Raw genomic sequence first — 12887 nt, 5'->3', positions numbered from 1 at the left:
CTACGCTGTGGGCGTGACTGCGGAGTTGTATCCCGGCGATATCAAGTCGGTCTTGCTATCCGAAGACGAGATCAAGGCCAAGACTGCCGAACTCGCCGCCCAGATCGCCGCCGATTATCGTGCGGGCGCCGGTGACCAGGATCTGCTCCTGATCACGGTGTTGAAGGGTGCCGTCATGTTCGTGACAGACCTGGCACGTGCCATCGCGGTGCCTACCCAGTTGGAGTTCATGGCGGTCAGCTCCTACGGATCCTCGACGTCCTCCTCTGGCGTGGTGCGCATCCTGAAGGACTTGGACCGCGATATCCACGACCGCGACGTGCTGATCGTCGAAGACATCATCGATTCGGGCCTGACGCTGTCGTGGCTGTTGCGCAATCTCGCGACGCGCAACCCCCGTTCGCTGCGCGTCTGCACGCTGTTGCGCAAGCCCGATGCGGTGCGTGCCGACGTCGATGTCACCTATATCGGGTTCGACATCCCCAACGAGTTCGTGGTTGGTTACGGCCTCGACTACGCCGAGCGGTACCGCGACCTGCCCTATATCGGCACGCTGGAGCCCAAGGTTTACCAGTCGTCGTAGCGGTGCCGGCATGCCCTTCGGGGACTCATGTTGTCCGTCGGGTTAGATGCTTCGGAACAGTCCAGCGTGGCGCTGTCAGCCCGATCGGTCCAATGACTGTCTTTTGCGCCCCAGAACCCCTTGCCGCCGCGGATCTCTCGGCGTAGACTCGAACACAAGTTCGAATGCGCCGTGGTTCCCGATCCTCGGATCTGGTGAGCCGCAGACCGCGACTTCGGTCGCCGCGAGGTTCGACGGTCCCTGTCCGGGGGTCGTGCGGGCTGTGTGTGTTTGATGGTGCCCTTGGTTGGGTGCTGTGGGGAAAGCCGGTCTCCGTTATGGACTCCACCTGTCTGGATTTGTTTGTTGATGCGTTGATCGATGAGCTGACGCCGGGAATCTGTCCTGAGGATGATGTCGGGTCGAGCTTGGGTCGGTTGGTGCGGTGTGCTCGGCCGGTGGTCGATGACGAGCCGTTGTTGGCGGTGTTGGCTGCGGCGGTGTCGGCGCGGAATCTGTTGGATTTTGTGATCGCCTCGGCGGTGGCGGCGGCTGAGCGGGCGGGTGTGCCGGGGCGGCGGCACCTGCGCACCGGCACCGATTTGTTGAGGTTGTTGGGTATGGCCCCGGGTGCGGCGACCCGCGCGGTACGGGTCGGGCGGATGGCCCCGTCTTTGGGGGCGCTGACGACCGCGCAGCGGTTGGGTGGGATCGGTATCGAGTTCGCCGACGCCGTCGGCAAAGGTGTCACCCACATCGACGCGCGGACGCCCTTATCCGACGACGATCGGGCGACGGTGGTGCGCGCGTTGATGGTGCAGACCACCCCGGCCGAGGTGGCGGCGAAGGCCCGCGCGATCGCCCTCGACCGCGCCGCGAGTCTTCCGCCCGAGGAGCGGGTGGTGCCGGTCGCCGAGGACACCGCGCTGAATGTGATGACCTTGGTCCAGAACGGCGAGGGCCGCTTCGAGGCCATTCTCGACCTGGATGTCGGGACCGGGGACGAGCTGTGTGCGGCGTTGGATCCGTTGTGCCGACCGGTCCCGCTGCCGGACGGCTCTCCGGACCCGCGGCCGATCAACACCCGGCGGGCGGAGGCGATCGGGCAGGTGCTGCGCACCTATTTGTCGCAGTCGCGGCGTCCGATGTCCGGCGGGGTGCTCCCACACGTCACCCTCATCCGTCCGGTGCACCCGGGGGTGAGTGGGGGCGCGGTGGATCGGCTCGGGTTCGCCGGACCGGTCAGCGCCGCGACCGCGGACCTGATCGCCTGTGACTCGACGTTGACCTCGGTGGTCGTCGATCACACCGGAGTACCGCTGGACGTTGGCCGGGCCGAACGGCTGTTCACCCCGGCGATCCGCAAAGCACTCGGCGTGCGTGATGGTGGGTGTGCCCATCCTGGGTGTGGGCGGCCGGTGTCCTGGTGCGATGCCCACCACATCCAACCCTGGAGCGCCGGTGGCGCAACCAGTGTGGACAACGGGGTGCTGCTGTGCCGGCTGCACCACAGTCTCATCCATCACGGTGGCTGGCGGGTCTATCTCGGTAGGGATCGCCATCCCTGGTTCATCCCACCGCACACACCCGGCGGGCCCGAACCGGAGCATCTGCGATCGCACGCCCGACGCACCATGACCGACCTACCGACCGCCGCATAACCCAAAGCGCCCAAAGCCACAGCGCACCTTGACAACTGAACAGAGAACAGCGCGCAACCAGGGATTGGGTTGGCCCCGGCCCTGCCGCCAGACGGCTGGGGTCAGCTCAGTTCCCACACCGCCGTCACGGTGAACCCGACGGTCTGCTGTCCCGGAGACAGCGGAACCGCCTCGGCCATCGCACCGCGCGGCATCGGCATCGGTGGCGGGGGAGTCGACCCGGAAGCCTCCGAGATCGACACCACGTCACCCAGGTTCAGGCCCGACAGTTCGGCGTATTGCTGGGCGCGAGCCTTGGCATCGTCGAAGGCGCGGGCGCGCGCGTCACGCACCAACTGCGAGTCGTCAGCAATCGAGTAGCTCACGGAGTTGATCCGTGTCGCGTCGCCACCGGTGTCGACTATCAGCGCCAGAATGTCGGAGGCCTGGCCCGCGTCGCGGATCTTCACGTCCACCCCGTTGCTCGCGCGGTAGGAGTCGATACGGCTCCCGTCGGTGTTGTACTGCGGCTGCAGCGACACCTGGCTGGTACTGATATCGCGTTCCTCGATGCCGGCCCCGGTCAACGCGTCAATCACGGCTCGCTGGCGTTGACTGGTCTGGTTCAGCGCGCCGGAGACGTCTGGGGCGATCGCCTCCATCGCCGCCGAAACCGTCAACGTGTCCGGGGTGCCCTGGACCTCGCCGGAGCCCACGACAGTGACCTGTCGGCCCGTCTCCGCGGCGGGCTGACCCGTCGCGACCGGACCGGAGTTCGAATCACAGGCGGTCATCCCGATGGTGAGGACGCCTGCGAGGGCTGCGAGGCTGACACGGACCGGCAATCGTTGCGCGAAGGTCATGTTTCGCACCCTAACCGTTCACGGCGTGACGAGGATCTTGCAATGCCGCTCGGGATCGGACAGATCGGCGAAAGCCCCCGCCACACCGTCCAGTCCGACCTCGCCGGTGATCATCGGGGCGACATCGATATCCCCCTCGGCGATAGCTCGCAGCGACTCGGCGAACTCTGCCGGGTCATAGCCGAACACGAAATGCAGGCTGAGCTGTTTGGCGCTGGCGAAGAACGGGTGCACCGTATCGGGTTGCATGCAGACCCCGGCGATCACCACCCGAGCACCGGCCGGTGCCCTGCGCATGACGTCGTCGAGGATGCCCGGAGCACCCACGGCTTCGAACACCACTGCCGGCGCGCTGCGGTGAAACGGTGACCCTTGGCTCGGATCGACCGTCACGTGCGCACCCATCCGTGCGGCCAACTCACGCCGGGTGGGTGAGAAGTCAGACGCCACAATGGTTTCTACGCCGCGGTAGCGTAGTGCGGCGATGATGGCGATCCCGATCGGCCCACACCCGATGACCAGTGCGGTCTCCCGGCGTTGGACCTGCGAGGTGTTCACCGCGTGCAGACCGACGGCCATCGGTTCGGTCAGCGCGGCGTGGCGCGGGTCCAGGCCGTTGGGCACCGGCAGCAGCAGCGGCGCCGACAGGAGCATCCGTTCGGCGTAACCGCCGACGGTCGAGTTGCTGTAGACGATCATCTCCAGACCGGACGCTGACACCAGCACCGGCACCGATGTGACAATCGTGCCGGCGGCGGGCGCGTCGGTCCCAGGGCCCGCGTCCAGTACCTCGGCGCTGAACTCGTGGCCCATGTAGACATCGGCGGCCAGATCGATGCCTGCCAGCGTGTCGGGCATGCCCTCCATCTCCGCGCCGGCCGCCAGCATCTCGTCGCCATGGGATGCGAAATGCAGGTCCGAACCGCAGATCCCGCAGGCCTTGACCGCCACCAGCACCTGACCTGGGCCGGGGATGGGTTCGGGGATGTCGTCGCGGACGACCATCGCGCCATCGCGGAGAACGGCGGCGCGCATCAGCTCGTCGCCTTGGCGGCGGAGTCGTCGGCAGCCTCGGTGATCGCGTTGACAATCGCCTGTCCCGCGCGGCCGAGCAACTGATTTCGCATACCCTTCGCCCACTCGTGGGAGGCGTGCGGAGCGGTCAGCTGTCCCTTGAAATGCGGGATCACCTCCCTGGCGAACAGTTCGTAGGAGTGATACGTCGCCGCCGGCGAGGCCCAATCGTGCCCCAGCATCAGGAACGTGCCGAATCCGCCCGAGCGGTCCAGTAGATCCTGGATGTAGGCGATGGCCTCGTTGGTGGTGCCGATACAGCAATTACCCTTGGCCGCATAGTCTTCGACGAACGCGCGGGCATCATCGGCGCCGCCGTCGGTCGCGTTGGACAGTGGGACGAAACCGGCCGCGCCGAAATAGTTCGCGAAATCCTGCAACCCGTAGGTGCAGTCCTCGATGGCCTGCTCCTTGGTGTCGGCGACGTGGACTATGCCCAGCACCCGCCAATCCTTGCGGTCGGGGGCATCGCGGCCGGACCGCTGGGCCTGGTCGGTGACGATATCCCAGGTTGTCTCCACCGCTGCCGCACCGCCGGGCACCGACATCGACAGCGACAGCAGAGAGGTTCCCAGCTGGCCGGCCAGTCGCGGGCCGGACGGGGAAACCATTGCAGCGGTCGATATTTCCGGATATGGCCAGGTGTATGGCCGAACCTGGAGCGCGGCATCGCGTAGCGTGAACCAATCGGTCTGGCGATCGATGCGCTCGTCGGGCGCCGCGCGGAACAGCGCCAGGATCGCCTCGAGGGACTCCTGCATCATCCGGCGCTGGTCGACCGGATCGATGCCCATCATGTAGGCGTCCGAGGGCAGCGCGCCGGGGCCGGTCCCGAACATCACCCGGCCACGGGTCAGATGGTCCAGCAACACCCAGCGGTCGGCCACCATCAGCGGATGGTGATAGGGCAGTGACACCACCCCGGTGCCGAGGCGGATGTGGCGGGTGCGCTCGGCGGCCGCCGCGATGAACACCTCGGGGCAGGAGATCAGTTCGTAACCGCCGGAATGGTGTTCGCCGAACCAGGCCTCGTCGTAACCCAACCGGTCCAGCTCCTCGACCCGGTCCATGTCGTATTGCAGAGCCAGGGTGGGGGATTGGCCGGGCGGATGGAACGGGGTGACGAACACCCCGAAGTTCAGCGGGGCGCTCACGCCAGCCCCCCGAGGAACTCCAGCAGCACGGCGTTGACCTCGGTGGGGCGCTCCTGTTGCAACCAGTGGCCGGCGCCGTCGAGCAGAACCTCGTAGTACTCGCCGGTGGCCACCTCCCGGACATGGTCGCGTGGGGTGAAGCTCAGCACGGGATCTACGCTGCCGGCCAGGAAGAGCACGGGCGCGGTGATGGTGGTGGTGACCACCCGGCCGGCAGCCGGATCGGTGAGCTCCCAGTTGCGGTCGAAATTGCGGTACCAGTTCAACGGGCCGGTGAAGCCGGTCGCCTCGAAAGCCCGGGCGTACTCGTCGAACTCATCGGCGTTCATCCACTCGGGCAGCGGGGGCAGCGGATTGTCGGCCATCTCGTCGACCGGGCCGCCGAAGCCCTCCAAGGCGACCATCCGCTGCAGCGAGGCCCGCGGATCGGCGCCCAGCGCGGCATCGGCGACGCCGGGTTCCTGGAAATACAGGATGTAGAAGAAATTGTCGCCGAAGATCCCGCGCCAGATCTGGGTGGGCGGGGCCGATGCCCGCGGGATCGGCGGCACGCTCAGCGCGGCGATCGCGCGAACCCGATCGGGGTGGAACAGCGGGAAGTTGGTTACCACCGGGGAGCCCCAATCGTGACCGATCAGCACCGCGCGCTCGGCGCCCACATCGTCGAGCAGTCCGGCGATGTCGTTGGTCAGCTCGATGATGTCGTAGGCCTCGATCGCCTCGGGTCGTGACGAGCCACCGTATCCACGCTGGTCAGGGGCCAAAACGTGGTAGCCGGCAGCCGCCAGCTCAGGGATCTGGTGGCGCCAGGAATACGCGAGCTCGGGAAAGCCGTGAGCCAGCACCACCACCGGGTTGCCGCGCTCACCTGCCTCCGTCACGCGAAGCGTCACGCCGTTGGTATCGACTAACCGTTCGGTTGGTGTGAGCATCGTCTCACCCAAGCACACGTTCCTGGCCGTGACGAGCATCCCGGCCGGGAACTTCCGATCGTTGTTCAAGCGGTAGCCTTTAGTTTCCCAACTGCGTATATCGGAAGGACCGGGTCGGCCGGCGCACCCGCGCGGCCGCAGATATCGATGAACCGAACTGACGTATGAACCGTAAGAATGTCGTTCGCACGCTCACGGCGATCGCCGTGGTGCTGCTGCTTGGCTGGTCCTTCTTCTACTTCAGTGACGACACCCGCGGCTACAAGCCGGTGGATACCTCGGTGGCGATGGCCCAGATCGAGGCGGGCAACGTCAACAGCGCCCAGATCGACGATCGCGAGCAGCAGCTACGCCTCGATCTGAAATCCGGCAACGGTGACACCGAGAACAGCGACAAGATCCTCACCAAGTACCCCACCGGCGTGGGTGTGCAGCTGTTCGACGACCTCAGCGCCAAGAACGCCAAGATCAACACGGTCGTCAACCAGGGCAGCGTCCTGGGCACCCTGCTCATCTACATGCTCCCGCTGCTGCTGCTGGTCGGCCTGTTCGTCATGTTCTCCCGGATGCAGTCCGGCGGCCGGATGGGCTTCGGCTTCGGCAAGTCCAAGGCCAAGCAGCTTTCGAAGGACATGCCCAAGACCACCTTCGCCGACGTGGCCGGCGCCGACGAGGCCGTCGAGGAGCTCTACGAGATCAAGGACTTCCTGCAGAATCCGAGCCGCTACCAGGCTCTCGGCGCGAAGATCCCGCGCGGTGTGCTGCTGTTCGGTCCTCCCGGCACCGGCAAGACCCTGCTGGCACGGGCGGTCGCCGGGGAGGCGGGGGTGCCCTTCTTCACCATCTCGGGTTCGGACTTCGTCGAGATGTTCGTCGGTGTCGGCGCCTCTCGCGTGCGTGACCTGTTCGAACAGGCCAAGCAGAACAGCCCCTGCATCATCTTCGTCGACGAGATCGACGCCGTCGGCCGTCAGCGCGGCGCCGGCCTCGGCGGTGGCCACGACGAACGTGAGCAGACGCTGAACCAGCTGCTCGTCGAGATGGACGGATTCGGCGATCGCCAGGGCGTCATCCTGATCGCCGCGACCAACCGCCCGGACATCCTGGATCCCGCGCTCCTGCGCCCCGGCCGATTCGACCGCCAGATCCCGGTCTCGAACCCGGATCTGGCCGGTCGTCGCGCCGTCCTCAAGGTGCACTCGGCGGGCAAACCGATCGCACCCGATGCGGATCTGGACGGGCTGGCCAAGCGGACCGTCGGCATGTCCGGCGCCGATCTGGCCAACGTCATCAACGAGGCGGCGCTGCTGACCGCCCGCGAGAACGGCACCGTCATCACCGGCGCGGCACTGGAAGAGGCGGTCGACCGGGTCGTCGGCGGTCCGCGCCGCAAGAGCCGCATCATCAGCGAGCACGAGAAGAAGATCACCGCCTACCACGAGGGCGGCCACACGCTGGCGGCCTGGGCGATGCCCGATATCGAGCCGATCTACAAGGTGACCATCCTGGCTCGCGGCCGCACCGGCGGGCATGCCGTGGCGGTGCCCGAGGACGACAAGGGTCTGATGACCCGCTCCGAGATGATCGCTCGACTGGTGTTCGCGATGGGTGGTCGCGCCGCCGAGGAACTCGTGTTCCGCGAGCCCACCACCGGTGCGGTGTCCGATATCGAGCAGGCCACCAAGATCGCCCGCGCCATGGTCACCGAATACGGCATGAGCGCCAAATTGGGTGCGGTCCGTTATGGCAGCGAGCACGGCGATCCCTTCCTCGGCCGCTCCATGGGTACCCAATCCGATTTCGGTCATGAGGTGGCTCGCGAGATCGACGAGGAGGTGCGCAAGCTCATCGAGGCCGCGCACACCGAGGCCTGGGAGATCCTCACCGAGTACCGCGACGTGCTGGATATCCTTGCCGGAGAGCTGCTGGAGAAGGAAACGCTGCACCGAGTCGAGCTGGAGGCGATCTTCGGTCAGGTCAAGAAGCGGCCCCGATTGACGATGTTCGACGACTTCGGTGGCCGGGTGCCCTCGGACAAGCCGCCAATCAAGACCCCGGGCGAGATCGCGATCGAACGCGGCGAGCCGTGGCCGCCGCCGGTGAAAGAACCCGCCTATAAGGCCGCGATCCTGGAGGCCAGCCGCGCGGCGGAGGCCAACCGGCCCGCCGACGGCGGCTCCGGTGTCAACGGATCGGGTGCCAATGGATCCGGTGCCAACGGATTCGGTGGCTCCCACGGTGCGCACGGCGCTCCCAACGGCCACGCCCAACCCGACTACGGCGCGCCCGCAGGCTGGCATGCACCGGGCTGGCCGCCGCGCGAGGGCGCCCCGCCGCCGCAGTACGGTCCGCCACCCCAGCAGCAGTACGGGCCCCCGCCCCAGCAGCAGTACGGGCCCCCGCAGCCTGGGCAGCCCGATCCGCAGCACGGGCAGTACGGTGGCCCACGACACGGTTCGCCGCCGGGCCACTACGGGCCCCCGCCGGAGAATCCGCCACCTCCACGAGGCTGACCAGAAACGGAGCGTCGATGACGACGTCGGGCAAGAACGGCGAGAGCACCAGCGGATTCGTCCAGGCGGAGTTCGATCAGGCGCGCGCGGAAGCGGCGGTCCGGGAACTGCTGCTGGCCGTCGGCGAGGACCCGGACCGGCACGGCCTGATCGACACCCCCGCGCGGGTGGCCAGGGCGTACAAGGAGATCTTCGCGGGGCTCTACACCGATCCCGACGCGGTGCTCAACACCACCTTCGACGAACAGCACGACGAGTTGGTGCTGGTGAAGCAGATTCCGATGTACTCGACCTGCGAGCACCACCTGGTGTCCTTTCATGGTGTCGCCCATGTCGGCTACATCCCCGGCCGCGACGGGCGCGTCACCGGGCTCTCCAAGATCGCCCGATTGGTCGATCTTTACGCCAAGCGTCCGCAGGTGCAGGAACGACTGACCGCGCAGGTTGCCGACGCACTGATGCGCAAACTCGATCCGCGCGGTGTCATCGTGGTGATGGAGGCCGAGCACCTCTGCATGGCGATGCGGGGTATTCGCAAACCCGGTGCCGTGACGACCACGTCAGCGGTGCGCGGTCAGTTCAAGACCGACAGTGCGTCCCGGGCCGAGGCACTGGAACTGATCCTGCGCCGGTGAGCTCCACGCGCATGCGGGTGATGGGTGTCCTCAACGTCACCGACGATTCGTTCTCCGACGGCGGCCTGTTCCTCGATCGGGACCGCGCCCTCGAACACGCCCACGCCATGGTCGCCGCCGGCGCCGCCATCATCGACGTCGGCGGTGAGTCGACCCGTCCGGGGGCGGTCCGCGTTGACCCCGCCGTGGAAACCGCCCGTGTCGTGCCGGTCGTGCGTGAGCTGGCTGCCGCCGGCGTGACCGTCAGCATCGACACCATGCACGAGGCGGTGGCACGCGCCGCGCTCGAACACGGCGCCGCGATCGTCAACGACGTTTCCGGCGGACGCGCCGACCCCAACATGGCCGCGCTGCTGGCCGAGGCCGGGGTGCCCTGGATGCTGATGCACTGGCGGTCGGTACGCGCCGATGACCCGCACGATGTTCCCGCCTACACCGACGTCGTCGCCGAGGTGCGCGCGGAACTGCTGCGCAGCGTGGATGCCGCCGTGGCCGCGGGGGTCGACCCGGCCAACATCATCATCGATCCGGGCCTCGGATTCGCCAAGACCGCCCAACACAATTGGCAACTGCTGCGCGCCCTGCCCGAGTTCGTCGGCACCGGGATACCGGTGCTGGTGGGTGCCTCTCGCAAACGTTTCCTCGGCGCGTTGCTGGCCGGACCGGACGGGACGGCCCGACCACCGGCGGGACGCGAGACCGCCACCGCCGTGGTGTCGGTCCTGGCCGCCCAGCACGGTGCCTGGGGCGTGCGGGTCCACGATGTGCAGGCCTCGGTCGACGCGCTCAAGGTTCTCGCGGCCTGGTCGGGCGGACAAGAGGAGGAGCATGGCTGACCGCATCGAACTGCGCGGGTTGAAGGTACGCGGCCACCACGGCGTCTTCGACCACGAGCGCCGAGACGGCCAGGACTTCATCATCGACATCACCGTCTGGGTGGACCTGGCCGCGGCCGCGGCCAGCGACGACCTGGCCGACACCGTCGACTACGGCGGGTTGGCGCAGCGGGCCGCCGATATCGTCGGTGGTCCACCGCGCAACCTGATCGAAACGGTCTCGGCAGAGATCGCCGAGGACGTGATGACCGACGAACGGATCCATGCCGTCGAGGTCGTCGTGCACAAACCGTCGGCGCCCATCCCGCTGGCCTTCGACGATGTGGCGGTGGTCGCGCGGCGGTCCCGGCGCGGTGCCCGGTGAGGGCGGTGCTGTCGATCGGCTCCAACCTGGGCGACCGGCTCGCCCACCTGCAATCGGTCGTCGACGATCTGGGTGCTCGCGTCCGTGCGGTCTCGCCGGTCTACGAGACCGACGCCTGGGGCGGAGTCGAACAGGACGCCTTCCTCAACGCAGTGCTCATCGCCGAGGACCCCGCGCTCGACGGCTACGGCTGGTTGCGGCGCGGGCAGGCATTGGAGGCCGCGGCCTGCCGCGTCCGTGAGGTGCACTGGGGGCCGCGTACCCTCGATGTCGACGTCATCTGCTGCTGCGACAACGGCGTCGAATTACTCTGCAGCGAAACCGATCTGACGCTGCCGCATCCCCACGCCCACGAGCGGGCCTTCGTCCTGGTCCCGTGGCTGGCCGCCGACCCGGACGCGGTTCTGTCCGCAACGCCGGTCGCCGACCTGTTGGCCGGCCTGACCGCCGAGGAGCGCGCGGGTGTGCGCCGGACCGATCTGATCCTGGCGCTCTGATGGGACCGACCCGCGTCCGCGATCTGGCAGCGGCCACCGCCGTGACCGCAGTTCTCGGTTATCTGCTGGTCACCGGCCTGTACCGATGGTTCCCGCCGATCACCGCGTGGAGCGGGATCTCGCTGTTGGCCGTCGCCGTCGCGATCGCGGTCTGGGGTCAGTTCGTGCGCCGGCGGATCGCCGAGGGCAAGGTCGGTGTGGGTGCGGGACGGTTGCATCCGCTCGCGGTGGCCCGATCGGTGCTCATCGCGAAGGCATCGGCCTGGGTTGGGGCATTGGTGCTGGGCTGGTGGGCCGGCGTTCTCGGTTACCTGCTGCCGCGCCGGGACACCGTGCGGGTCGCCGGTGAGGACACCGGTGGCGCCGTGGTTGCCGCGGTGTGTGCGCTCGCATTGGTGGCGGCGGGGTTGTGGCTGCAGCACTGCTGCAAATCCCCGGACGACCAGAATGAGACCGCCGACCCGCTTCCAGGTGCGGCCGACTAGGGCGAATCGCCGCACCGGTCGACACGCGATGCGACCTGCGACCGGTACAGTCGGAGCCCATGACCGACCCCTCCCGCGGCATGCGCGTTCGGCGCGTCAACCGCAGGCCGGGTTGGGTCCTGCTGACCATCCTGCTGGTCCTGGCCATCGTCTCGAGCACCGTGCTGGTCTTCACCAACCGTGTCGAGTTGCTCAAACTTGCTGTGGTACTGGCTCTGTGGGCCGCCGTGGCGGCTGCCTTCGCGTCCTTCATCTATCGCAGACAGAGCGATCTGGATCAGGCCAAGGTGCGCGACCTGAAGTACGTGTACGACCTGCAGCTCGACCGCGAGATCTCGGCCCGTCGGGAATACGAACTGGCCGTCGAGACACAGTTGCGCCGCGAGCTGTCCGCTGAGCTGCGCGCTCAGTCCTCCGATGAGGTGGCCGCGTTGCGTGCCGAACTCGCGGCGTTGCGGGCCAACCTTGAGATCCTGTTCGATGCCGATCTCGACGAGCGACCGGCCCTGGAAACCGAACGTCCGGCCGGCCGGGTCATAGCCAGCCGGATCGATGCCCCCGTGCGCAGCGAGGCCGAACCGCGCACCGAGGAGAGCCCGATCATCGACGTCCCGGCCGAACCGCATCCACCCGAGTTCGGATGGGTGCCGCCGGCCGAGCCGGCGCGGGGTGCGCATCGGCGGGCATCGGAGAATCCGCAGGGGGGCGAGCAGTCCGCGCCGCCGTGGCAGCGGCGCACCACGACTCCGACCCCCGCTCCACCCGTGGTCCCCCCGCGGGTGGAACCGGTCGAACCCGCCGAACCGCTGGTGGCACAGTGGAACCCGGCCCCGGCCGACGGACAGTGGATTCCGGCAGGTGCCCCGGGCAGCAACTGGAGTCCGCCGGAACCGGCACCGCAGACCCCGCCCAGCCCGACCCCGGCTCCCGCGCCCGATGCCGTGGCCGACCGGGAGGCGCGCCGCGGCCGCCATGCCAACCCCGATATCGCCCCCGATCTGGCTGAGGCGCCACGCCGGTCCCGGCACGCGGTGCCCCCGGAGGCCGATCAGACGCCACCGCCGGTAGAACCGCCGGTAGACCCGACGCCCCCGGCCCCCACACCGCGGCATCGCGGACCCGAGGTCGCTGCCGCAGCACCAGAGCCCGAGCCCGGCGGCCAGCACAGCGGCGGCCAACCGGTTTCCGAGTTGCTGTCCCGGTTGCAGGCCAACCCCACCGGAGGCGGCCGACGCAGGCGCCGCGAGGAGTGAGCTAGGCTCACCGCAGCCCGTGCGGTACCTGCGACGGCAGGACCGCAACGTTTCAGTACCAGCGAATCTGCGAGGTCGT

At 68.0% G+C, this 12887-nt stretch carries 13 protein-coding genes; 9 read left to right on the top strand and 4 right to left on the bottom strand.

The features are described from left to right. Positions 1 to 7 precede the first annotated feature (7 nt). Both hpt and PGN27_RS11915 read left to right on the top strand, forming a co-directional pair. Positions 8 to 583, top strand: coding sequence for a hypoxanthine phosphoribosyltransferase (gene hpt, locus PGN27_RS11920; protein ID WP_335326303.1), 576 nt, complete (start codon positions 8 to 10; stop codon positions 581 to 583). 317 nt (positions 584 to 900) lie between these two features. Further along, a complete protein-coding gene (locus PGN27_RS11915; protein WP_335326302.1) occupies positions 901 to 2223 on the top strand; it encodes an HNH endonuclease signature motif containing protein in 1323 nt (440 codons plus the stop codon). A gap of 101 nt (positions 2224 to 2324) precedes the next feature. On the opposite strand, the gene PGN27_RS11910 is transcribed toward PGN27_RS11915, so the two are convergent. The 4 genes from PGN27_RS11910 to PGN27_RS11895 form a co-directional block, all read right to left on the bottom strand. Continuing rightward, positions 2325 to 2996: an SIMPL domain-containing protein gene (locus tag PGN27_RS11910; protein ID WP_418888653.1), complete on the bottom strand. Its 672-nt coding sequence runs from the start codon at positions 2994 to 2996 to the stop codon at positions 2325 to 2327. An 87-nt stretch (positions 2997 to 3083) separates the two neighbouring features. Further along, positions 3084 to 4100 carry a zinc-binding dehydrogenase gene (locus PGN27_RS11905; protein WP_335326300.1) on the bottom strand — a complete coding sequence of 339 codons (1017 nt, stop codon included), beginning with the start codon at positions 4098 to 4100 and terminating at the stop codon, positions 3084 to 3086. Beyond that, positions 4100 to 5293 (bottom strand): LLM class flavin-dependent oxidoreductase, encoded by a 1194-nt coding sequence (locus PGN27_RS11900; RefSeq protein ID WP_335326299.1) that lies wholly within the window; start codon positions 5291 to 5293, stop codon positions 4100 to 4102. Before PGN27_RS11900 ends, PGN27_RS11905 begins: the two co-directional genes overlap by 1 nt. Continuing rightward, positions 5290 to 6225 (bottom strand): alpha/beta fold hydrolase, encoded by a 936-nt coding sequence (locus tag PGN27_RS11895; protein WP_335326298.1) that lies wholly within the window; start codon positions 6223 to 6225, stop codon positions 5290 to 5292. The genes PGN27_RS11900 and PGN27_RS11895 overlap by 4 nt, the downstream gene beginning before the upstream one ends. 164 nt (positions 6226 to 6389) lie before the next feature. On the opposite strand from PGN27_RS11895, the gene ftsH reads away from it, so the two are divergent. The 7 genes from ftsH to PGN27_RS11860 are packed head-to-tail and all read left to right on the top strand — an operon-like array spanning position 6390 to position 12808. After that, a complete protein-coding gene (ftsH, locus tag PGN27_RS11890; RefSeq protein WP_335326297.1) occupies positions 6390 to 8738 on the top strand; it encodes an ATP-dependent zinc metalloprotease FtsH in 2349 nt (782 codons plus the stop codon). Positions 8739 to 8755: 17 nt separating this feature from the next. Beyond that, entirely contained in the window at positions 8756 to 9373 is a 618-nt protein-coding gene (folE, locus tag PGN27_RS11885) for a GTP cyclohydrolase I FolE (protein WP_335326296.1), read from the top strand. Between the two features lie 11 nt (positions 9374 to 9384). Beyond that, a complete protein-coding gene (folP, locus tag PGN27_RS11880; RefSeq protein ID WP_335328715.1) occupies positions 9385 to 10209 on the top strand; it encodes a dihydropteroate synthase in 825 nt (274 codons plus the stop codon). Further along, positions 10202 to 10573 carry a dihydroneopterin aldolase gene (gene folB / locus PGN27_RS11875; protein ID WP_335326295.1) on the top strand — a complete coding sequence of 124 codons (372 nt, stop codon included), beginning with the start codon at positions 10202 to 10204 and terminating at the stop codon, positions 10571 to 10573. The genes folP and folB overlap by 8 nt, the downstream gene beginning before the upstream one ends. Further along, positions 10570 to 11070, top strand: coding sequence for a 2-amino-4-hydroxy-6-hydroxymethyldihydropteridine diphosphokinase (gene folK / locus PGN27_RS11870; protein WP_335326294.1), 501 nt, complete (start codon positions 10570 to 10572; stop codon positions 11068 to 11070). Before folB ends, folK begins: the two co-directional genes overlap by 4 nt. Further along, positions 11070 to 11555, top strand: a complete 486-nt coding sequence (locus tag PGN27_RS11865; protein WP_335326293.1) for a DUF3180 domain-containing protein — start codon at positions 11070 to 11072, stop codon at positions 11553 to 11555. Before folK ends, PGN27_RS11865 begins: the two co-directional genes overlap by 1 nt. A gap of 59 nt (positions 11556 to 11614) precedes the next feature. Beyond that, complete coding sequence (locus PGN27_RS11860) at positions 11615 to 12808, top strand: DUF6779 domain-containing protein (RefSeq protein ID WP_335326292.1); 1194 nt, start codon at positions 11615 to 11617, stop codon at positions 12806 to 12808. The last annotated feature ends 79 nt before the right edge of the window (positions 12809 to 12887 follow it).

Source organism: Mycolicibacterium neoaurum (assembly GCF_036946495.1).
GTDB classification, from domain to species: Bacteria; Actinomycetota; Actinomycetes; order Mycobacteriales; family Mycobacteriaceae; genus Mycobacterium; species Mycobacterium neoaurum_B.
This window is presented reverse-complemented; position numbering and strand designations above follow the sequence as displayed.